This window comes from Chryseobacterium sp. PET-29, from assembly GCF_025736815.1.
Taxonomy (GTDB): domain Bacteria; phylum Bacteroidota; class Bacteroidia; order Flavobacteriales; family Weeksellaceae; genus Chryseobacterium; species Chryseobacterium nepalense.
In genome coordinates, this window is the sequence record NZ_CP107053.1 from 1,055,464 (window position 1) to 1,077,638 (window position 22,175).

At 36.0% G+C, this 22,175-nt stretch carries 23 protein-coding genes; 7 read left to right on the plus strand and 16 right to left on the minus strand.

The features are described from left to right. Positions 1 to 10: 10 nt before the first annotated feature. Positions 11 to 2,590, minus strand: coding sequence for a DNA gyrase subunit A (gyrA, locus tag ODE14_RS04670; RefSeq protein WP_248393377.1), 2,580 nt, complete (start codon positions 2,588 to 2,590; stop codon positions 11 to 13). 148 nt (positions 2,591 to 2,738) lie between these two features. Here gyrA and ODE14_RS04675 point away from each other — a divergent pair, with 148 nt between their 5' ends. Then, complete coding sequence (locus tag ODE14_RS04675) at positions 2,739 to 3,053, plus strand: DUF4286 family protein (RefSeq protein ID WP_248393375.1); 315 nt, start codon at positions 2,739 to 2,741, stop codon at positions 3,051 to 3,053. Between the two features lie 272 nt (positions 3,054 to 3,325). On the opposite strand, the gene ODE14_RS04680 is transcribed toward ODE14_RS04675, so the two are convergent. The 5 genes from ODE14_RS04680 to ODE14_RS04700 form a co-directional block, all read right to left on the minus strand. Beyond that, a complete protein-coding gene (locus tag ODE14_RS04680) occupies positions 3,326 to 3,508 on the minus strand; it encodes a hypothetical protein (protein ID WP_263603149.1) in 183 nt (60 codons plus the stop codon). A 132-nt stretch (positions 3,509 to 3,640) separates the two neighbouring features. Then, entirely contained in the window at positions 3,641 to 4,153 is a 513-nt protein-coding gene (locus tag ODE14_RS04685; protein WP_263603150.1) for a DUF421 domain-containing protein, read from the minus strand. Positions 4,154 to 4,271: 118 nt separating this feature from the next. Beyond that, the gene (locus ODE14_RS04690; RefSeq protein ID WP_072882896.1) at positions 4,272 to 4,406 is read right to left on the minus strand and encodes a bacteriocin-like protein; all 135 of its coding nucleotides are present in this window, start codon (positions 4,404 to 4,406) and stop codon (positions 4,272 to 4,274) included. A 107-nt stretch (positions 4,407 to 4,513) separates the two neighbouring features. Next, positions 4,514 to 5,419, minus strand: a complete 906-nt coding sequence (locus ODE14_RS04695) for a carbohydrate kinase family protein (protein WP_263603151.1) — start codon at positions 5,417 to 5,419, stop codon at positions 4,514 to 4,516. 18 nt (positions 5,420 to 5,437) lie between these two features. Then, positions 5,438 to 6,436, minus strand: a complete 999-nt coding sequence (locus ODE14_RS04700) for a LacI family DNA-binding transcriptional regulator (RefSeq protein ID WP_263603152.1) — start codon at positions 6,434 to 6,436, stop codon at positions 5,438 to 5,440. 379 nt (positions 6,437 to 6,815) lie between these two features. Between ODE14_RS04700 and ODE14_RS04705 the strand changes: the two genes are divergently transcribed. Next, positions 6,816 to 7,232 carry an NUDIX domain-containing protein gene (locus ODE14_RS04705; protein WP_248393364.1) on the plus strand — a complete coding sequence of 139 codons (417 nt, stop codon included), beginning with the start codon at positions 6,816 to 6,818 and terminating at the stop codon, positions 7,230 to 7,232. Positions 7,233 to 7,266: 34 nt separating this feature from the next. On the opposite strand, the gene ODE14_RS04710 is transcribed toward ODE14_RS04705, so the two are convergent. Next, complete coding sequence (locus tag ODE14_RS04710; protein ID WP_248393363.1) at positions 7,267 to 7,971, minus strand: DUF4294 domain-containing protein; 705 nt, start codon at positions 7,969 to 7,971, stop codon at positions 7,267 to 7,269. A 51-nt stretch (positions 7,972 to 8,022) separates the two neighbouring features. On the opposite strand from ODE14_RS04710, the gene ODE14_RS04715 reads away from it, so the two are divergent. Next, on the plus strand, positions 8,023 to 9,096 hold the full coding sequence (locus tag ODE14_RS04715; protein WP_263603153.1) for a M42 family metallopeptidase: 1,074 nt from the start codon (positions 8,023 to 8,025) through the stop codon (positions 9,094 to 9,096). A gap of 328 nt (positions 9,097 to 9,424) precedes the next feature. Further along, entirely contained in the window at positions 9,425 to 10,075 is a 651-nt protein-coding gene (rpe, locus tag ODE14_RS04720; protein WP_263603154.1) for a ribulose-phosphate 3-epimerase, read from the plus strand. Positions 10,076 to 10,388: 313 nt separating this feature from the next. Here the strand turns inward: rpe and ODE14_RS04725 are convergent, their stop codons facing one another. The 8 genes from ODE14_RS04725 to ODE14_RS04760 form a co-directional block, all read right to left on the minus strand. Further along, positions 10,389 to 10,805, minus strand: coding sequence for a nucleoside-diphosphate kinase (locus tag ODE14_RS04725; RefSeq protein WP_029293064.1), 417 nt, complete (start codon positions 10,803 to 10,805; stop codon positions 10,389 to 10,391). A gap of 334 nt (positions 10,806 to 11,139) precedes the next feature. Then, positions 11,140 to 12,066, minus strand: a complete 927-nt coding sequence (gene rsgA, locus ODE14_RS04730; protein WP_263603155.1) for a ribosome small subunit-dependent GTPase A — start codon at positions 12,064 to 12,066, stop codon at positions 11,140 to 11,142. 108 nt (positions 12,067 to 12,174) lie between these two features. Then, positions 12,175 to 13,254, minus strand: coding sequence for a bifunctional 3-deoxy-7-phosphoheptulonate synthase/chorismate mutase type II (locus tag ODE14_RS04735; RefSeq protein ID WP_263603156.1), 1,080 nt, complete (start codon positions 13,252 to 13,254; stop codon positions 12,175 to 12,177). A gap of 400 nt (positions 13,255 to 13,654) precedes the next feature. Further along, positions 13,655 to 14,197, minus strand: coding sequence for a hypothetical protein (locus ODE14_RS04740; RefSeq protein ID WP_263603157.1), 543 nt, complete (start codon positions 14,195 to 14,197; stop codon positions 13,655 to 13,657). Between the two features lie 71 nt (positions 14,198 to 14,268). Then, on the minus strand, positions 14,269 to 15,354 hold the full coding sequence (gene dnaX / locus ODE14_RS04745) for a DNA polymerase III subunit gamma/tau (protein ID WP_263603158.1): 1,086 nt from the start codon (positions 15,352 to 15,354) through the stop codon (positions 14,269 to 14,271). A 99-nt stretch (positions 15,355 to 15,453) separates the two neighbouring features. After that, positions 15,454 to 16,083 carry a TetR/AcrR family transcriptional regulator gene (locus ODE14_RS04750; RefSeq protein ID WP_066439332.1) on the minus strand — a complete coding sequence of 210 codons (630 nt, stop codon included), beginning with the start codon at positions 16,081 to 16,083 and terminating at the stop codon, positions 15,454 to 15,456. 7 nt (positions 16,084 to 16,090) lie between these two features. Then, on the minus strand, positions 16,091 to 17,347 hold the full coding sequence (locus ODE14_RS04755; RefSeq protein ID WP_263603159.1) for an aminotransferase class I/II-fold pyridoxal phosphate-dependent enzyme: 1,257 nt from the start codon (positions 17,345 to 17,347) through the stop codon (positions 16,091 to 16,093). A 209-nt stretch (positions 17,348 to 17,556) separates the two neighbouring features. Continuing rightward, entirely contained in the window at positions 17,557 to 18,324 is a 768-nt protein-coding gene (locus ODE14_RS04760; protein WP_263603160.1) for a response regulator transcription factor, read from the minus strand. A gap of 93 nt (positions 18,325 to 18,417) precedes the next feature. Between ODE14_RS04760 and ODE14_RS04765 the strand changes: the two genes are divergently transcribed. Then, positions 18,418 to 19,065, plus strand: coding sequence for a DUF1349 domain-containing protein (locus ODE14_RS04765; RefSeq protein WP_263603161.1), 648 nt, complete (start codon positions 18,418 to 18,420; stop codon positions 19,063 to 19,065). A gap of 388 nt (positions 19,066 to 19,453) precedes the next feature. Further along, positions 19,454 to 19,783 carry a hypothetical protein gene (locus ODE14_RS04770; RefSeq protein ID WP_248393315.1) on the plus strand — a complete coding sequence of 110 codons (330 nt, stop codon included), beginning with the start codon at positions 19,454 to 19,456 and terminating at the stop codon, positions 19,781 to 19,783. On the opposite strand, the gene ODE14_RS04775 is transcribed toward ODE14_RS04770, so the two are convergent. Beyond that, positions 19,769 to 21,352, minus strand: coding sequence for a Na+/H+ antiporter (locus tag ODE14_RS04775; RefSeq protein WP_263603162.1), 1,584 nt, complete (start codon positions 21,350 to 21,352; stop codon positions 19,769 to 19,771). The two genes, ODE14_RS04770 and ODE14_RS04775, sit on opposite strands and share 15 nt — an antisense overlap. 357 nt (positions 21,353 to 21,709) lie before the next feature. On the opposite strand from ODE14_RS04775, the gene ODE14_RS04780 reads away from it, so the two are divergent. After that, positions 21,710 to 22,126: a hypothetical protein gene (locus ODE14_RS04780; protein ID WP_248393309.1), complete on the plus strand. Its 417-nt coding sequence runs from the start codon at positions 21,710 to 21,712 to the stop codon at positions 22,124 to 22,126. Positions 22,127 to 22,175 lie beyond the last annotated feature (49 nt).

The window sequence follows — 22,175 nt, forward strand, 5'->3', positions numbered from 1 at the left end:
TTATACAATTTTATTCTTCCGAATCAGAATTCTCACTGTCTTCTGCATTATGATCTGTCTGCGGAGCTTCTGTATCGTTTTCGTGGTTATCAGCTACTGTTCCTTCTATTTCTTCATTCTCTTCAGAATCTTCTACTTCTTTATCCATTGCTACTTTTGCAATAGCAGCAATTTCATCATTTTTCTTAAGGTTGATCAATCGTACACCCTGGGTATTTCTTCCCATTACTCTCATTTCATCCATTCCCATTCTAATGGCAACTCCGGATTTATTAATGATCATTAATCCGTCTTCATCCGTTACATTCTGGATGGCAATCAGATTTCCTGTTTTTTCAGTAATATTTAAAGTGATAACTCCTTTTCCCCCTCTATTGGTAATTCTGTAATCTTCTACGGCAGTTCTTTTTCCGTATCCTTTTTCAGATACTACCAGAACGGTTTCTTTTTCTACATCGTTTACCACAATCATCCCGATTACTTCATCATCATCATCCATTGCAATTCCACGTACCCCGATAGATCCTCTTCCTACTTCTCTTACTTTCTCTTCCGGGAAACGGATACATTTACCATTTTTAGTAGCAATCATAATCTGTGATGTACCATTGGTAAGATAAGCTCCTAATAGCTGGTCATTATCACGGATTTCGATGGCATTAACCCCGTTTACTCTCGGTCTTGAATACGCTTCCAGTGATGTTTTCTTGATGGTCCCGTTTTTAGTAACCATTACTACACTCATTTGGTTTACATATTCAGAATCTTTAAGATTATTGGTTCTGATGTAAGCTTTAATCTTATCATCCGGTTCGATGTTAATCAAATTCTGAACCGCTCTTCCTTTGGCCGTTTTGGAACCTTCAGGAATTTCGAATACTCTTAACCAGTAACATCTTCCTTTTTCTGTGAAGAACAGCATATACTGGTGATTGGTGGCGGAAACGATATACTCAAGGAAATCAGAGTCTCTTGTTGTTGCCGCTTTATTTCCTACACCTCCCCTGCTTTGAATTTTGTATTCTGAAAGCGAAGTTCTCTTGATATATCCGGCATGCGAAATGGTAAGTACTACAGATTCATTAGGAATAATATCTTCGATAGACATTTCACCTCCCGAATAATCGATTTCGGTTCTTCTTTCGTCACCATATTTTTCCTTAACTTCAATTAATTCATCTTTGATGATCTGGAATCTTCTTGGTTCATTAGCCAGAATATCTTCAAGATCAGCAATTTCTTTCATAATCGTATCGTACTCATCGCGGATCTTATCAAGCTCCATTCCTGTAAGACGGGCAAGACGTAAATCAAGAATTGCCTGCGCCTGGATTTCAGAAAGCTCAAAGGCCTCTATTAATCCTTCTTTTGCAGCCTGCGGATTGGCAGAGTGACGAATGATAGAGATGGCTCTGTCTAGTGAATCCTGTGTTCCGATCACTTTCATGAAACCTTCCAAAATATGAGCTCTTTCTTTTGCTTTTCTAAGCTCAAATTGGGTTCTTCTTACGATTACTTCATGACGGTGCTCCACAAAATGGTGGATGATGTCTTTCAGATTCAGCTGCTCCGGTCTCCCATGTACCAGCGCAATATTATTAACACTGAAAGAAGTCTGAAGTGAAGTATATTTATATAATAAGTTTAAGACAACATTCGGAATTGCATCATTTTTTAATTCATAAACAATACGAAGTCCTCTTCTGTCTGATTCATCTCTGATTTCGTAGATTCCCGGGATTTTTTCTTCCTTCACCAGTTCTGCCGTTCTGGCAATCATTTCGGCTTTATTTACCTGATAAGGAACTTCATTTACAATGATTGCATTTCTGTTTCCTATCTCTTCAAAAGCAACTTTAGCACGAAGGACTACTCTTCCTCTCCCGGTGTGGAATGCATCCCTTACGCCGTCATATCCGTAAATGATACCTCCTGTAGGGAAATCCGGAGCAATAATATGCTGCATCAGTTCATCAATAGTGATCTCCCTGTTATCGATGTAAGCACATATAGCATCCACCGATTCCGATAAATTGTGTGGTGCCATATTGGTGGCCATCCCTACCGCAATACCGGAAGTTCCGTTTACTAAAAGATTGGGGATTTTAGAAGGTAAAACCGTTGGCTCCTGCAAGCTGTCGTCAAAGTTATTCTGAAAATCAACCGTTTCTTTGTCTAAGTCTGAAAGTACTTCATCAGAAATCTTTTTTAATCTTGCTTCGGTATAACGCATTGCTGCCGGCGGATCACCATCCATTGAACCGAAGTTACCCTGCCCGTCTACCTGAGGATAACGAAGGCTCCAGTCCTGAGCCATTCTTACCATTGCATCGTATACAGAAGAATCTCCGTGAGGGTGATATTTACCTAAAACGTCTCCAACAATTCTAGCAGATTTTAAATATTTTCTATTAGAAAAAACCCCTAATCCATACATACCGTAAAGTACTCTTCTATGAACGGGTTTCAAGCCGTCTCTCACGTCAGGTAACGCCCTTGAAACGATAACAGACATCGAATAATCGATATAAGACGACTTCATTTCATCAACAATATTGATGGGAATCAGTCTTTCTCCTTCTTTTTGCATAAACAAATTTTATTATAATGACAGTCAGACCCTTAGCTGTATGTCTGAAAATTATTTTTTTTGAATTTTTATTAACGGGCTAATTTACGAAAAATTTGCCGATTTTTGCCGTAGAATTTTACTCAAAATATTAAAAAAATCATAAAATATGAGCGTATTAAGTATAACTTTCCACTGTACGAAAAACAATCTGGAAGAATGGGAAAATTATATCGATGAAACATTGATTCTGATGGCAGAAAATTTACTGGATGTCAATAAATATATCCTGTCTGAGGTGCATAGTGATTATATTGATGAAGGAAAAAATTATAATCTCCTGCTGGTTTTTGATAATGATGATCTAAGGGAAGACTTTGTACAAAGCGAACTTAAGAATATTGCAGAACGTGTAGAAGCCAGGTTCGGAACTGAAGTAATGATTTTTAATACTTTTTTGAATCCAAGAAAGACAAGATTTTAAATATAATAAAAGCCCGGAAAATTTCCGGGCTTGTTTTTTTATCGTCTGTGCGGTGGTTCCGGCGGCCTTGGCGGAGCCGGTGGTCTTGGAAGACATGAAGAAAGCGCGGCAAACAGCGCCAGCGCCAATAACATTTTGGATAAATTTTTCATAAAAACAGTTTTTGTGATTGATATATAGGTATCAAGCGGAATGCCAAATTATAAAGCAACTGAAACACAACTAAACGACAAAGCACCGGATAATCCGATGCTTTTTATTTTTTTTCATTTTCACCTGTGACGTCCATGTCCTCTGTGATGCCCGTGGCCAGGACCATGTCCTCTTTTCTCGTAGATATACACTTTCTTTGCATGTCCCGGAGGCATCCCTCTTCTACCATGATGTTCATGAACAATACATGAAGTCATCATCATCACTGTTGTCACTCCAACAATTTTAATCAATCCTTTCATTTTTTCACTTTTCAAATTCAGGTTAAGGCAACAATGTTAATGCCAAAAAAAAATGATTTTATGTTAAAAAATGATAAAAACCGTTGTTAAACAGTCTTTACATGCAATATTACCTGAAAACAAAAAATAGAATTAATGATATTTTCGCTTATATTTTCTTTTAATTCTTGAATAATGTGTTTGTTTGCTATGCTCATCCTCGGAGATTACACTAATATTCCCATCAACTTCAAGAACAGATAGTTTTACATTCTCAATGCCGTCTACTCCATGTTCCCTCACCGCTTCATCTAGTTCGCTTCTGCTAATTTTCACCCTATTTAAAGCTTGTTCATCCACTTTACCATCTTTTACAAGAATTACCGGATCATCTTCCAGGAAACTCTCGAATTTCCTGTTGGAAAACATAAAACGCTTAACAATAAAATTCGCAATAAAAAGAACAAGTGCAGCTATAAGCCCTCCCTGTAGCGAGGTGTTTTCCCCCACCATTGCGTTTTGTACTGCGTTGGAAATAAGCAGCAGCAGGACAACATCGCCGGCATTAAGCTGTGAAAGCTGATTTTTACCAAAAAGACGGATTGCGATTACCATGAAAAGATAAACACAAAGTGAGCGTAGAACGACATCTAAAATGGGATTCACTACAATTTAATTATACAATAAATGTAACAATTTTTGCGTATAATTTGAAAAATGAATAAAAGTAAAGATTAGAATGGTCTATAGAAAATAAAAAAACCGCTTAAAGCGGCTGTAAGTATTAAGGACATTGTGAAATTTGAGCTTCACTGCAGACAAGCTTATTTAATCTTTCGCAGTACACACAATATTGTTTTGGCTGCCCTCCGTACACGGATTTAAGTTCCGTCTTTGTTAGTTTCTTTAAATTTTTCATATCGTTTTAATTTTGTTGGTTCAATATAGAACGAATTTTATTCTAGATTATTACAGATTTTCATTTTATTTTTTCATGATTTTCATTTATTAAATAAAATTTTTAAATCATTTTTGAAAGTGCATTCTTTTAAATTTTTCAAAATCGGAATAATCATAATCCGGACATGCTCCGGCTTTAGAAGTGATAAATGCACCGAGTGCCACTGCATTTCTGATAATTTCTTCCGGATCTTCATTGGTAATTCTTTTTGAAATGAATCCTGAAAGAAAAGCATCGCCGCTTCCAACGGTATCTGCAACCGTAATCGGTACAGCCGGAAGTGTGTAGCTTTTGTCATGCACAAAATAGCTCGCTCCTCTACTTCCTTTGGTTAAAACGATTTCATCAACAGCAAAACTTCCCTGAATAGCTTTCACCGCTTCTTCGTCCGTCTGAAATTTTTCCCCTATCAGCTCAATGATCTGCTGCAGCTCGGATTGGTTTATCTTAACAATATCCGCTTTATGTAAAAGTGTTTTTATTAATTCTTTATCAATAAACGGAGGTCTGAAATTAACATCAAATATCCTGAGCTTTGCTTTATCGAGAAGTTTTAATAACGTATTTCTTGTTTCATCGTTTCTTGAAGAAAGACTTCCGAAGACAAAAGCTTCAGCATTGAACAGCCAATTATCATACTCAGGAAAATATTCGATATGATCCCAGGCTACGTTATTGGTGATTTCATAAGTTGCTTCATTATGCTCATCAATTTTTGCGATGACGGTACTGGTAGGATAATTTTGATCAACCTGTATCAGTTCAGTAGAAATCCCCCAGCTAATGATTTGCTGTCTTAATTTTTCACCCAGATTGTCGTTTCCGGTTCTGCTGATCACCTTTACATCAATACCCATTTTATGCACATTATATGCTACATTAAAGGGCGCCCCGCCTGCTCTGGAACCTTCAGGAAATAGATCCCATAAAACTTCGCCGAAACATACTATATAAGATTGTTTATCTGTCATTAAATCAATAAATTTTTATTATTCTACAGAATTTCGTTCTACAAATTCTGCCTGCAATGTCGCTCTTTTACCGTGTTGTATATAGCTGTTGATCTGGCTGTCCAGAAGCTTTACGGATTCGCGGGCCATTTCTTCCAAAGGCTGGCGAACAAAACTTACTTCGGTTGGAAAAAGGTAATAAGCTTCCGTCTCATCAAACGCAACCAATGAAACACTTTCGGGAACTTTAATATTATTATCGATAAGATAGCGTAATCCTGCGATTCCGAGCTTGTTGCTTGAAAAGTAAATAGCCGTTTTTTTAGAAAGATCAAGATTATTTTGAAGCTGCAGATGAACTTCTTCGGTGATATTATGAATTCCCGTTAAAATCCGTTTGATGGTAACATCAGAATTTTCGGCTCTTGTTTCAAAACCGTGTTGCCGGTCGAGCAAATGTGGCAGTTCTGTGTCATAGCCTACATAAATAAGCTCATCAAAATCTTTCATGAGTAAATGGTCACAAATCTGTTCCGAGATTTCAAAATTATTGATCATCACTCCCGGAAGATCTATATTCTTCAGGTATCTGTCGATGGTCACAATAGGATATTCTTCGCGTACAAGCCTGTTAATAGCATCATCAGATCCAGTTACAGGAGCAAGAATCATCCCGTCAACCTGCTGTTCAGAAAACAATTCGGTAAGTTTTCCGAATTTTTCAGGATTTTCGTCACAGCTGCCAATCAGAAGTGTATATCCCATTTTCATGGCTTCATCTTCAATACTTCTGGCAATATTTGAGTAAAAATCGTTGGAAATATCAGCTACGATAAGACCTATCAATTTACTTTTACTCATCTTAAGGCTTTTGGCGATTTTATTGGGTGTATAATTGATTTCCTGTGCAACTTTCAGAATTTTATCCCGGGTTGCTTCGCTAATCCGGCTTCCTTCTTTTTTGTTAAGAACATAAGATACTGTCGCTACTGAAACTCCTGCAATTCTTGCTATATCTTTTATTGAAGCTCGCTTCATAATTGTTGGCTTTATCGCAAAAATATTCTATTATAGATATAAAAAACAATAGGATTATTTTTTGGATGTTTGAAAAATAATTGTAGTTTCGCGGATTTATTAAAGGGTGACGGTGATACAAATAAGTTTCTGATTTACAATTATTTAATCTTTTATTTAAATTACACTTTTTTGTTTATTTTATGCAAAAAATTAAAATAATAACATTTACGGATTATTTTGGTTAAACGTTTATACTTAAATATAATCAAAAATAAACGTAATTCAAATCAGAAGAGAAAATTTATCCTGAATGGAAACTTTATTTTTTATCTTATAAATGATTTTCGTTTTGTCTCCTCCTTCATAATTCTTACTTTAGCTATACAAATTATTATGTATGATAGATAAGATAAACGTTAGGGTTTATGCCTGTGCGGTGAAGGATAATAAAGTTCTGACTTTGTTTGAGGAGTATGCAGGTGAACCTTTAATGAAGTTTCCAGGAGGCGGGCTTGAATTTGGGGAAGGGCTGATAGAATGCCTGCACCGCGAGTTTGACGAAGAACTGAATGTTAAAATAGAGATCCTGGAACATTTTTACACCCAGGAAAATTTTATGGTTTCGCGTTTTAGGGAGAATGAACAACTGCTTACTGTTTATTATCTCGTGAATATCATTAATGAAGAAGATTTCCTTATTCTTGACCCTTGCATTGAAAAAACAGAATGGATTGATATTGACAGAGCAGACAATCCTTTTGTTCTTCCCATCGATAAAGTTGTTTTCGATAAGCTGAAAGAAAAATTCCTGTAAAAATATTACAGGAATTTTTCTTTATATTGATTTATTATTTGTAGACTCTGAAATTTGCCGCTCCTGGGTATGGTTGCAAATAGCCTGAGTTCCAGTTAGACTGAAGCAGTGATTCAAGATATTCATCCGTTCTGTTTACATGCGGATCATATTTATCCTTAAGGTCTATATCTGCCATTTTACCTTTTACATTCCACCAGAAGGCACTCCATCCTCCTCTTAATTCTTTTATGATTTCATAAACATTTTTGCCGGTAGCTCTGTTCATTAGTTTTGCAAAGATCTGTCCTTCGGTTGTTGTAAGATCTCTCAGCTGTTTCTCATACTGGTCGGCAAGCATATTCTGCCGGTCTTTAATGTATTTTCTTTTCGCTTTGCTGTCCAGATTATTCATCTCACCCTGAATATCCCTGTATTGTTGCAGGGCAGTTAAAAACAAAGGATAAACCCTGTAGAGTTTTTTATTAAGAAAATAGTAATAGTTTCTGTCGAGCTGGTTATTAAACCTTGGTTTATTCAGCAAGACAAGTTCATCCATTACCACTACCGTTTCACCATTGATCTCGTAAATTTTGGCCTTCTGTCTTTCATCATAAAAATATTTATTTCCGAATTCGTCTACCTTTAAAAGTTCCTGAGGATATTGGCTTAAAGGTTTTGCGATCACAGAGTCTCTCTGCCCGAAAACACTCACCCCAAAAAAGAAAAGATAAAGACAAATAATCTTGCTAAATTTCATTATTTTTACACCTATTAGAAAGAAAATAGAACGCAAAAATCATTCCTTTTTATGAAATTTGATAAGAAATCCCTTAAGTTTTTAGAAAAATATTTAAATACCTCTTCGCCCACCGGTTATGAGCATGAAGGACAGAAAGTCTGGATGGATTACATCAAGCCTTATGTTGACAAAATCGAGGTAGATCATTATGGTACATGTTACGGAATTATCAATCCTGAAGCAGAATTTAAAGTTGTCATTGAAGCGCATGCCGATGAAATTTCCTGGTATGTAAATTATATTACTGATGACGGGCTTATTTATGTGATCCGTAACGGAGGTTCTGATCAGACAATCGCACCTTCCAAGATCGTACACATCCATGGTGAAAACGGAATTGTAAAAGGAGTGTTTGGCTGGCCTGCGATCCATACAAGAACCAATCAGAATGAACCGACCCCTAAAATTGAAAATATATTCATTGATTGCGGTGCAACATCTAAAAAAGAAGTTGAAGATATGGGAATTTATGTTGGCTGTATGATTACATATCCCGACGAATTCTTTGAAATGAATGATCGTTATTTTGTGTGCAGGGCTTTAGACAACAGAATCGGCGGATTTATGATCGCCGAAGTTGCGCGTCTTTTGAAGGAAAATAAAAAAATGCTTCCTTTCGGTTTGTACATTACCAATTCCGTTCAGGAAGAGGTCGGTTTGTATGGTGCAGATATGATTGCAGACACCATAAAACCTAACATTGCTATCGTTACTGACGTCACACACGATACCACGACTCCAATGATCGAAAAGAAAAAGGAAGGCGATCAGAAATGTGGTGCCGGTCCGGTAGTATTTTTTGCACCAAGTGTTCATCATACCATCCGGGAACTGATCATTGAAACGGCTAAAACAAAGGAAATTCCTTATCAACGGGCTGCGGCCAGCAGAATGACCGGTACGGATACTGATGCTTTTGCGCATTCTAACGGTGGCGTTCCCAGTGCATTGATTTCACTTCCTCTTCGTTATATGCACACGACTGTAGAAATGGTTTCTAAAGAAGATGTTGGAAATGTGATTAAACTGATTTACGAAACGCTGTTAAAAATCCAGCCGGAAATGAAGCTGAAATATCATTAATATGAAGCGCTTTTTTAATCATCTTATCAGAAAGCCGACATTTATATCTGTTATGACAGCATTATATTTCGGATATATTATTTTTGGTATTGTATATAAATGGTTTGATCCTCCCAAAATTGGTTCTTCGTACAAGATGGTCCTCGAAACGCTTCTCATCTTCAGTATAGTCCCTTTGGGATTTTATAATTGACAGATTGTTGGTACTCAAAATTAACAATATTAAATTAGCAATTATTGAGACCATTATTTTTGGCAGCTTTTTCCTGTATTTGTATTAAAACTTTTGCAGATAAGAAATAAAAACAAAGTAAAGTATAAAAGTAAAATGAAAACGAAGCTTATTGCCCCTTCCCTTCTCGCTGCAGATTTCGGAAATTTACAGAGAGATATTGAAATGGTAAACAACTCCCAGGCCGACTGGTTCCATGTAGATGTAATGGACGGAAGATTTGTCCCGAATATTTCATTCGGGTTTCCGGTGATGAAAACCGTTCAGCAACATGCAAGAAAATTTGTAGACGTGCATCTTATGATTGTAGAGCCTGAAAAATATGTTGAAGAATTTATCGATCATGGAGCAGATCTTGTTTCAGTACATTATGAAGCGTGTACACATCTTCACAGAACCATTCATCACATTCAGAGTCTGGGTGCAAAAGCTGGTGTGGTCCTGAATCCTTCCACTCCTGTGCTCATGCTGGAAGACATTATTGCTGATGTTGACCTTGTATTACTGATGAGTGTAAATCCGGGTTTTGGCGGGCAAAAATTTATTGAAAACACTTATAAGAAAATTGCTGAGACAAAAGATCTGATTCTTAGCAACAATTCTACCGCACTTATTGAAATTGACGGTGGTGTAAACGTGGACAATGCTGCGAAACTTTTTGAAGCAGGAGCAGATGTTCTGGTAGCAGGCAATGCTGTCTTTTCGGCAGAGAGTCCGGAAAGAACCATTGAACTATTAAAAATTTAAATTTTTTTAAAGTTAGATATGACAAAAAGGCAGCTCAAGAGGCTGCCTTTTCTTCTTTGCTAAAAATCAGAGTCCTTATGGTTATTAGTTAAGACTTTTTTTACTATGTAATTCTCTTCTGAATTATGATGTAAAATTGATGAAATTTTATATAAAAACCATCCGTACAAATACGTAATTTACCGTTAGGTATTTATACGGATTTCCTTTTGTTCATAAAGGTTTGAAGCTGATTTTCAGGCTTCTTATTTCAAACAATAAAAAATCCGGTGAATAACATTCACCGGATCTGTATTTTTAAGCAATTTTCTAACTAGAAAATCTCTCTTCCTGAAAAGTGAAATCTTGCTTCAATAAGAGCATTTTCGTCAGAATCTGAACCGTGTACGGCGTTTTCACCGATACTTCTTGCAAACATTTTTCTGATAGTGCCTTCTGCAGCTTCTGCAGGATTTGTAGCACCGATTAATGTTCTGAAATCTTCTACAGCATTATCTTTTTCAAGTACTGCAGCAACGATTGGTCCAGAACTCATGAATTCAACCAATTCTCCATAAAATGGTCTTTCAGCATGCACTTCATAGAATTTTTTAGCATCAGCTACAGTAAGCTGTGTAAGTTTTAATGCTTTAATTTTGAAACCTCCTTCTGCGATTTTACCTAATATAGCACCGATATGTCCGTCTGCAACTGCATCAGGCTTAATCATGGTGAATGTAATGTTAGACATATATGTATATTTTTTTAATGGCGCAAAAATACAAAAAAAAACGATTAGTTAGATTTTAAACAAATTTTAACATTAAAATAACATTTGTTAACAAATCACTCACAAAAGTTTGGCATAATAATTGTTTCTTATATTCCGATTCTCATGTTTAATTTGAGTTTTCATGGTTATTAGTTTTTACCCAGCTTAGGCTGGGTTTTTTATTTATAGTACTTTCAGCGATTTCTTATCATTAAAAAAGAGACATTAAACGTAACAGCAATAGAACCAGCTATTTATTGCTTCATTTTAAATCAATGAACAGTAATGTGAATTATTTTTAAAGAAAATTGAGTTATTTTTGAGCTGCTTCCTCGGCTTCTTCCATCAGCTTGATATAAGTAGAATATCTTGAATGCTGAATCTCTCCTGATTCCAGGCCGGCAATAACGGCGCATTTTGGTTCGTTGATGTGCAGGCAGTTGTGAAATTTACATTCTTCTCTTTTTTTGAAGATTTCAGGAAAATAATGCTGCACTTCTTCTTTTTCAATATCAATCATAGCAAATTCACGCACGCCGGGTGTATCAATTACATTACCGCCAAAACTCCAGAAATGCATCTGCGCAAAAGTGGTTGTATGTTTTCCTTTAAGATGGGTATCTGAAATTTCCGATGTTTTCAAATTGAGATCTGGTTGCAAAGCATTTACCAAAGTAGATTTACCGCATCCTGAATGACCGAAAAATACAGAGGTTTTATCCTTTAAAAGTTCCTGGAGCTGATCGAGATTTAATCTGGAATAAGACGAAATTTCAAGTGTCTCGTATCCGATTTCATTATAAAGGAATTCTACATCTTTTACGATCTCAATCTCTTCTTCATGAAGAACATCAATTTTATTGAATAAAATAAGAGGAGTAATATTGTAAGCTTCACAACAGGCCAGGAATCTATCCAGAAATCCGAGGGATGTTTCCGGATGTTTTAAAGTAAAGATAAAACACGCAAGGTCAATATTGGAAGCAATAATATGGGCTTCTTTCGAAAGGTTTACGGATTTCCTGATCAGGTAATTTCTGCGGGGTTCTATTTTCGTGATCCAGGCAATATCATCTTGTTCCAGCTGAAATTCTACAAAATCACCAACAGCAAGCGGATTGGTAAGCCTGGTTTTTATAAGCTTGAATTTACCCCGGATTCTTGCTTCAAAGATTCTCCCGGTTTCCATTTCCAAAACCTGATACCAGCTTCCTGTAGATTTAATGATTTTTCCTTTCATATATTAACTTATTGCAAATATAAGAAAATAGGGCTAAGAATTCAGGCTAATGTTTATACCATCCCCTGAGTTCTCAGCCCCGAATTACTAAATATTATCAGTATATGATTATCTGTCGATCATAATATTATTCTGAACTTCTATTGATTCTTCGTGAATTGTTTTAAATACCTTTTCAATAAATTCTTTAGACATGCCGGTTTCCACTGCTTTTTGCGTTGCATATTCCGTGATCACCTTCCATCGTTCCGGCTGGAATATAGCGATATCATTTTCTTTTTTAAGTTTTCCTATCTTTTCGGAGATTTTCATTCTTTGGGATAACAGTTCAATCAGCTGGAAGTCAATATCGGAAATTAATGTCCTGTGTCTTCCCATGTCTCCTTCAAAACCTGCAAGATCAGTACTTCTTACTTTAAGGTTGCTTATAAGTTCTGCCAGAACTTCCGGTGTAATCTGTTGGGCCGCATCACTCCATGCTTCATCCGGATTAGCATGCGTTTCAATAATAGCTCCCTGGTATCCAACGTTTAGCGCTTCCTGGGTAATATCTGCCAGGCCGGTTCTGTTTCCGCAGATGTGTGACGGATCAATCAGCATAGGAATATTTGGAAACTGGCTTTTAAAATCTAAAGCAATCTGCCAGTTTGGGTTATTTCTGTATTTTGTTTTCTGGTAGGTTGAAAATCCCCTGTGAATAACACCCAGATTTTGGATGTCCTGACCTAAAAGTCTCTCCAAAGCACCGATCCAAAGGGCAAGATCTGGATTTACCGGATTTTTAACAAGTACGGTCTTTTTTGTTCCTCTGAGTGCTACTGCAATTTCCTGTACGGTAAAAGGATTTACAGTAGAACGCGCCCCAATCCATAAAATATCTACATCAGCTTCAAGCGCAGCAAACACATGGTGTGCATTGGCAACTTCGGTAGCGGTTCTGAAGCCGTACTCTTCTTTTACTTTTTTAAGCCAGTTGAGCCCTATTACTCCTACCCCTTCAAATCCGTTTGGTTTTGTACGCGGCTTCCATATTCCTGCACGGAAAATAGGCACTTGCGCTTGTGTTTCTTTTATTCTCCTCGCTGTTTCCAGCATCTGGGTTTCACTTTCTGCACTGCATGGCCCTGCAATCATCATCGGTTGAGGGAAAGCATCAATCCAGTCGTTCTTCAATTCTTTTAAATTCATTATTCTTATTTATTTTTGTTGATATACAGCCACAGCAATTGCATCATAAAGTTACTTTATAATTCTTTCTAAAAAATGCCGTTAAAAATATTAATGGAATCAGGAATCAGGCTGTTGTTCTCCTGTTATTTTTTGGAAAGAAATTCAGTTAGCAATACCAATAATAAAATCGATACTTCTTTTCTGAACTTCTGTAATACACTGTAGAAAAGCTAAAATAACCGCTAAAAAAAGTAGCGGGTCTAAAAACAGATAGAAATGGTTTTACTAAATTTTCCAATTGCTGATCGTTTGTTGTAAGCTTTTGTTACATTTTATTTTGCCGAAAATGCATTTTCAGGACAAATATTCAGCAAATATATAAAATTTATTTAAAGTAGAATATCCTGAATTATAAAATTTAAGTAAGGTCAAATCGCATCAGGTCGTCAAGGTCTTTAAGGAGCGGATTTTTCTCAGCGAATTTTTCGAAGATTTTTCTTTTGGTCATTACTTCAATCTTAAGATTTTCAACATCACGCTGGTATATAATCTCAATAGAAAAATTGTGAACTTTTGTTTTAAAGTGATTAAAAAACTCTCGGCCTACTTTATCAAACTCCACCTTTGCAGAATCAGAAGGGAAGAAAACGGTAATCTGGTTTTCGGCTGATTTAACGAGTTTGAATGATTTGATAGCATTGAAAACGAATGTATCTTTCTTTTGCAACTGTTTCAGCAATAGATTCCATTCTGCCTGCAGATCTGTTTCCGTAAAATGATTCTGAGGAAGAGCTTCTGTTTTGACTACAACAGTTTCTTCCTCTTCAGCTATATCTTCCTTATTTAAAAGGGCATTAATGCTGAATTCTGAAGAAATTACCCTCTTGGTTAGAGGTTTTGTAGTTTTCTTAATTTCTACTTCCTGAGGCTTGGTAATATCCTGTGTCTGAGACTGAACCAACTCCTCTTTTTTTTCAATAATCTGTGCAGGTATTTTTATTTCCTGTTTTTCATTGAGAAAAGGAGCTAATATTATAAACTTTTTTTTTTTGAAATGTCTGCACCTGCAGTAAGTGAGGATAGCTGCATCAATGCAATTTCTACCGTAAGTCTTGGATTCTTGGAATTTTTGTAGTTAATGTCAGCGTGATTACATATTTCTATTGCATCAATCAACTGTTGTGCATTCCAATTTTGTGCCTGCTGAACGAATTTAACTTTTGTCTGCTCTCCCACTTCAATCAGGTCAATCGTAGAAGCATTCTGAGCCATCATAAGGTCTCTGAAATGATTTCCAAGTCCTGCAATAAAGATATGAGGATCAAATCCTTTTTTTACGATCTCATTAAATGCAGCAAGTACATCTGGAATTTTACCTTCTTTGGCAAGATCAACAATTTTAAGATACTGATCATAGTCAAGAATATTTAAAACTTCAGCGGCTTTTGCCAAAGTAATGTTCTTTTGTGAAAATGTAGAGAGTCTGTCGAAAATGGATAGTGCATCCCTTAGTGCGCCATCTGCTTTCTGGGCGATTAGATAAAGGGCGTCATCTTCATATTGAATATTCTCTTTCTGAGCAATACTTCTAAGATGTCCCTGAATATCTTCGATAGTGATTCTTTTGAAATCGTAAATCTGACAACGTGACAAGATGGTAGGAATAATCTTGTGTTTTTCGGTTGTTGCCAGTATAAAGATCGCATGGGCAGGCGGTTCTTCGAGAGTTTTAAGAAAAGCGTTGAAAGCTGCTGAAGACAACATATGCACCTCGTCGATGATGTATACTTTGTACTTACCCACCTGAGGGGCAAAACGTACCTGGTCTATCAGTTCGCGGATGTCATCTACAGAGTTATTGGAGGCCGCATCCAGCTCATAAATATTGTATGCAAAACCGTCTTCTGAAACGGAGCCGTCTTTTTCATTGATCTTTCTGGCCAGGATTCTGGCGCAGGTAGTTTTTCCTACACCTCTGGGACCGCAGAACAATAAAGCCTGAGCCAGCTGATTTTCTCCAATCGCATGTTCTAAAGTATCCGTAATATGTGATTGCCCTACAACAGTATCAAATTGTTGTGGGCGATACTTACGTGCAGATACGATAAAATTTTCCATTGGCCAAAAGTAAGAAATATAGTTGTAATTTGAAAATTTTCAATTTCAAGTTATCCACAAAAACTTAGCATTGGTCAATAGGAAAATTTTTTCTCATCATTATTTCTGATCATAAGCGAAATCAATGATTTCAGTGATTGCTTTTTCGATTTCTTTTCTACCTTCTTCGGATTTCAGATCAATACCGCAAAACATACTGGCATTGTGCGCTGTATAGAGGTTAAGATAATATGCTCCCGATACAAGAACAGCGGCAATGGCACGGTATCTTGTTGATTTTTCCTGAAAATAAGGGTCTACAATATTTTTAAAGAGCATTTCTCCCATCTCTTCTCTTTCGTCTGCTATTTTTTTAAGAATCGGTTTGCTTTCCGAAAGTCCCCAAAGGATAATTTTCTGGAGTTCTTTATTTTTTTTAATATGTTCGTACTGATTAAGGATGGCCATTTTAGATAATTCCCTTCCACCATCTGATATATCCACTTCAATATTATCCTGATTCATTTTGCTCCAATAATCCTGAGTTCTGATATACTCGTCAATCAGTTTTTCGGTGCTTCCAAAATACTCATAAATCAGTTTTTTATCAAAACCTGCCACAGCTGCTATTTTACTTACTTTCAGACCCGAGTAACCTTTTGTTCTTAAGATCTTTCCAACCGCGCCCAGCAGCTTTTGCTTGGTCTTTTCTTTATCCCTAATAGGGCCTTGTACAACTTTTCTAGCCATTTGTTATTTATTTTTTCGCAATATGCAATTTTTTATTGATATCTTCAAATGCATTGAGTGTTTTATCGATATGATCTCGCTCATGTGTTGCCGTCATACTCATTCTTATTCTTGCATCTTTTCTTGCTACTGCAGGATAAATTATAGGGTTTGTATAAATCCCGCGATCCAGCAACATTTTGCCTACATCTCCTGTAATATGAGGATCTCCTATTTTTACAGGGATAACCGCAGAGCAGGTAGTTCCGGTGTCAAGCCCCAGATCATCAAGTCCTTTTTTAAAATAATTGATATTTTCCCAAAGCTTTATGCGCCAGTGTGGTTCTTCATCTATCAATTCTATCGCCTTTATGATACCTGTTGCAGTGGAAGGAGGTGTGGTGGCAGAAAAAATCTGCTGACGTGACTGGAATCTTATAAAATTGGCCAGTGTCTTATTTGCAATAACATATCCTCCAAGATTACCGAATGTTTTGCTGAATGTTCCGGTAATGATATCTATTTTGTCCAACAATCCTGTGTTTTCAATTGTTCCTCTTCCTGTTTTTCCTAAAATCCCTACTCCATGCACGTCATCAATCATCAGATAGGCATTGTATTTTTTTACTAATTTATAAATTTCTTCAATAGGAGCAATGTCCCCATCCTGAGAATAGACACCATCAATAACTACGAGTTTTGTACGGAACTGGTTTTCAGATTTTTTTAAAATCTGCTCCAGTGCGTCAAGATTATTATGAGGAAATGTTTTTCTGTTGGTAAGGATACATCCTTCATAAACACTGGCATGTACCGCCATATCTAAAATGGCAATATCTTCTTTCTGAAGAAGAATCTGTAATGTTGCGCTGTTGGTAGTATATCCCGTTGTAAAAATTACGGCTTCATCCTGTGTTCTGCCAAAAAAAGAAGATATTTTTGCTTCCAGATCTTTATGATAAGAATAATACCCCCCGATAAGAGGTGTGGCAGCTGTTCCCGTACCGTATTTTTCTATCCCTTCTATAGCGGCCTGTTTTACTTTTGGATGCTGGGTAAATCCCAGGTAATCACTTGTTACAAAACTTACGAACTCTTTCGTTATTTCTTCCGTACCGACTCTCATTACAGAGCTGCATCCTGTATTATTCTGTAATCTGTATCTGTGGCCGTTCTTTTTCATATACTCCAGAAAGTCGTAGTAAATGTCTGCTCGTTCCATCATATTCATTCCCGGGATATTTTCAAAATCTTTGAAAGTTGCTGTTGAAAAATTAATGTTCATCCTTTTTATGTTAATTGTTATTATAACAAATATAACATTAATTTAAAAAACAAATCTCTATTTCACTAGTATTTTTCAATAAGGCTGTAAAATTTCTATTAAAAAATCATAATACCTGTTTATATTTTCAAAAGATACAATGAAAAAACAATAAAAAGACAATAAACGTTTAGGGATTATAAAAAGATAAAGATATTATTTTCAAATATTTACAATTTATCAAGATTATAGTTTAAACTTTCGCTAAAAGCACTTACAGAATTTTTCACCTTTAATTTTTCAAGGATATTCTGCCTGTGCCTGTTTACTGTATTGATGCTAATTGAAAGAATTCCTGCGATTTCCTTGCTGGTACACCCTTCACCAATATATTTCAGGATTTCTAATTCGCGTTTAGAAAGAATAGTGGTATAATTAAGTTTATCTTCTATAACCACTTCTGCTTTTACCGAGTTGATAATCGAAAAAGATGGCTGTGAAAGTTTAGACTGATCAAAATCCAGATTATACAGACAGAGCGCAAATCGTAATTTTGTGTTGTATGGTGAGAAAAAGTAAAACATCCTGTGTACAACAAATTTATAGATTCCTTCTTTATTTTTTATTCTTATTCTTGAAAGCACGCTGAATTCTGAACGTTTTTCAGGTTCCGTTTCTAATGAAAATTCAAAAAATCTGAGCTCATGAACATATTTCTTAAGCTTATCATCAGGATGCATTTTTTTTAGGATTTCTTCTTCCCATATAGAATCTATCACTGTAGGACGATCTTGGAAATTAAGACCAAGCTCCAAGGCTATTCCCGAACTGAATACATAACTCCTGTTATTCTGCATATCACTGAGCACGGCTATTGAATGCTCCGTTTTTGTATACATATCTGCAATATTCTTGTACACTTCCGTGTCCATCATGCATTTTCTGTTATCATATTGTTCCTGAAGAAGAACCTGATTAAGTTTTTTTACGATCTCCATAAATGGTTATTTTTCAGTATTGAGTACAATGTCTTTAAATGATATTTTTGCTAAGTTAATAATATTAAAGCTATTGGAAATATCGTATAAAGAATGAAGAGAATATTTTTAAGTTTTTTTGCACTATGTATAATTAATAAAGCTATGGCACAGACACTGGAAAAAATGATGTGGTTTAACGAGCCTGAAAAATGGGAAATTAAAAACAACACCCTGAATATGTTTGTAACACCTCAAAGCGATTACTGGCGGATTTCTCATTACGGCTTTACTGTTGATGATGCTCCGTTCTTATACACCATGTACGGAGGAGAATTTGAAGCTAAGGTGAAAATAAGAGGAAATTACAAAACCAGATTCGACCAGTCCGGGCTCATGTTAAGGATTGATAAGGAAAATTACATCAAAGCTGGAATTGAATTTGTAGACGGCAAGTATAATCTGAGTACGGTAGTAACCCACACTACCAGCGACTGGAGTGTTATCACACTTGATAAAACGCCCTCGGAGGTTTGGATAAAAGCCGTAAGGAGACTTGACGCCGTAGAAATTTTCTACTCTTTTGATGATAAAAACTATACGATGATGCGCAATGCCTATCTTCAGGATAATTCACCTGTAATGGTTGGTCTTATGGCAGCATGTCCGGACGGGAACGGTTTTAATGCCGTGTTTGAAAATTTCAGTGTTAAACATTTACCGGATCTTCGCCGTCTGAAATGGCTGGAAAGCAATAAATAGATTGAGAATACTCAATACATAGTCAATTTTATTACAGCCTCTCCTGATTAGAGAGGTTTTTCATTTAATAATTATTCGGAAGATACCACGTTTTTGCATTTTTATTGTTAATTATTTCAATTTTAAGAGGATTTATTACAAATATTTAATAATTTTAAAATAATTACTTTTTTTGGTTAGATATTTGAATATGAAATTTTAAACAATAAGTCTTTATTTTTTTTACACACCAACATTAAAATTAATAGTATGTCAACTCACTTTATTATTCAGAAAGACTGCCTTATTAAGGTATTTTGGAAGTCTTTTTCCATACCCGTCAATTGATTTTCAAAATCAACCATAAGTGTTTTGAAACCATTTTAAACAATTAATACCTTTTACGATCATGATTTTTGAAGATGAACATTCTGTAATGCAGGATAATCACAACCTTTCTTTTGTGAAAAATGTTGTAAACTTCCACGGTGACAAATCTTTTATTCTTAATTCTCTGCAGAAGATAAAGAACAATACCTTATGCAAAATGAAAAGAAAGACGATCAACAAACTTATTAAAGACTACACCCGCCACCTTAACTATATTGAGAATGAAGATATCAATTCCAAACCGGATAATTACGAGCTATCACCGGTATATGCAAGGCAATCGTACAATAAAGTTCTGAAAGAAGATGAATATCTGCAGAAGGTTATGATGTTCCTAATGAACCAGTAATATCCTTTCTTCCTCCAGATCAATTTTCATGAGGTGCTTTCTGATAAGATCTTCATCAAAATATTGCTTTTCATCATGATTCTGCTCAATAAGCCATGCTCTTTGTGCATCAAGAAGATGGAGATAGGCATTTTTGGTTTCGGAGGAAAGTTTAATATCAGATTCTTCTTCAATTTTACCTTTCCATTTTTCATGAATCTGCTGCAGAAAAACACTTTTACCGAGAAGCTCGCTATGATTTTCTTTTAAATGCTGAACCGTCAGTTTAGCAAGCTCACGACGAATCATGTCTTCCGCTTCTTCGTCCGGCAGATGATCGTCATATTCAGGAAGATCAACTTTTCTGATGATAAGCGGCAGCGTAAGTCCCTGAACAACCAGCGTGGTGAGAATAACAATGAATGTAATAAAAAGAATGAGGTTTCGCTGAGGAAAATCCGGTCCTCCCGGATATAATTTTACGGGAATCGATAAGGCGGCCGCTAAAGACACTACTCCTCTCATACCCGTCCATCCCAGAATAGCCGGCACTTTAAACCCAGGATTCCTGCTGTCTGCAACCGCAATAAAATTTCGGGCAATCAGCGTTACAACAACGGCTCCGTACGCAGAAAGGATTCTTACCAATACCAAAACAGCCGTAATCAATAAACCATAACCGACAGCCGATGAAATACTCACCCCTTCCAGTCCGGATGTAATTTCCGGGAGTTCAAGACCTATTAAAATAAAAACAATTCCGTTTAAAGCAAATGCGAGACTTTCCCAAACGTTAATTCCCCGAAGACGAGATGAGGTACTGAGGAAATTATGACGGTTATTCGAAAGCAATAATCCACCGCTTACCACCGCCAAAACGCCGGAACTGTGAACTTCTTCCGCTGCAATATACATCAGATACGGCGCTACAATGGTAAGAATAGTATCCATATTAGCGTCCGTAGGAAGAATTTTCTGGCCTTTCATAAACAGCCAGCCGACAAGCACACCTATGCCGATTCCTCCGATGAGCATCCATGAAAAGCTTAATGCAGCTTCATGCCAAATAAACTGACCCGTTGCAACGGCAATCATGGCAAAACGGAAAATAATCAAGGAAGAAGCATCATTCAAAAGGCTTTCGCCTTCCAGAATGGAAGACATTCTTTTCGGCACTTTCACAAATTTAAGAATAGCGCCAGCGCTTACAGCATCCGGTGGTGAAACAATACCTCCCAATAAGAAACCCAGCGCAAGAGAAAATCCCGGAATAAAATGATTGGCCACGAATGCAACTGTTGTAGCAGTAAGAAATACCACAATAAAGGCAAAACTCCCTACAATCCGCCTCCACTTCCAAAGTTCTTTCCATGAAATTGCCCATGCAGCCTCATATAATAAAGGCGGCAGAAAAATGATAAAGATTAGTTCAGGGTCTATTTTTACTACAGGAATATTGGGTATCGAACTGATAATCAAACCTGCAACAACCAATAAAACAGGATACGCAACCTTAATTTTATTAGCCAGCATAATAAGAAGGACAATAATAATAATCAGTACTAAATAGAAAGGAAAGTTTTGTATCATCCGGTGATTTTTCAACATTAAATGTAATAATTTTCTGCAATAAATCTTCTTTAAGAAAAGAATAAACATAAGATAACTTTATATATCGTAAATTTTTATATCACTTAAATTTGATAAATTTCAAAAATGTTAAAATTTCACCTACCACACGAGTACCACATTTTTAACTTTGCCAATTCCTGCTTCTAACTGTTAATCTGCTTATTGTAAAGGGTTATACAGTTGTTTGCAAGATAAATAAAATAAAAATTAATCGTTAAATAAGATATTATTCAAAACATAAGGCATAGTATTTGTAAACATTACTATCAACACATTCACCCAACTTTGAATAATAACTCAAACACACAAAATATCATGAACGTTGCAGATTTAAAAATCAATAATTTAGTAGAATACAAAAATCAGATTTATAATATCACTGAAATTTTTCAGGATAATGAAAAAGATTATTTTGTGAAAATTGAAAACGACATTCACAGTTTTTCTGTTCCGGCAGCATCAATAAAGCCGATACACATTACTGAAGAATGGCTGGAAAAATTCGGTTTTTCAAGAACATACAGTTCTGAACAACGTATCAGATACGAAAGACCGGAAGCATTTATTAAATACGATATTGACCTAAGCTCAAGAAAAATCGTAGAGGGATTGAAAATCTATGGAAATTCGATCAGATGTAAGTATATTCATGAGTTTCAGAATATTTTCTCATGTCTGTTCGGAAAAGAGCCGGCAACCATGAGCTACCGGTTAGTAGGCACCGAATCTTAATTATAATATATTTTCTAATTCAGAAAAGAAGCTGTTTCAAATGTTGAAA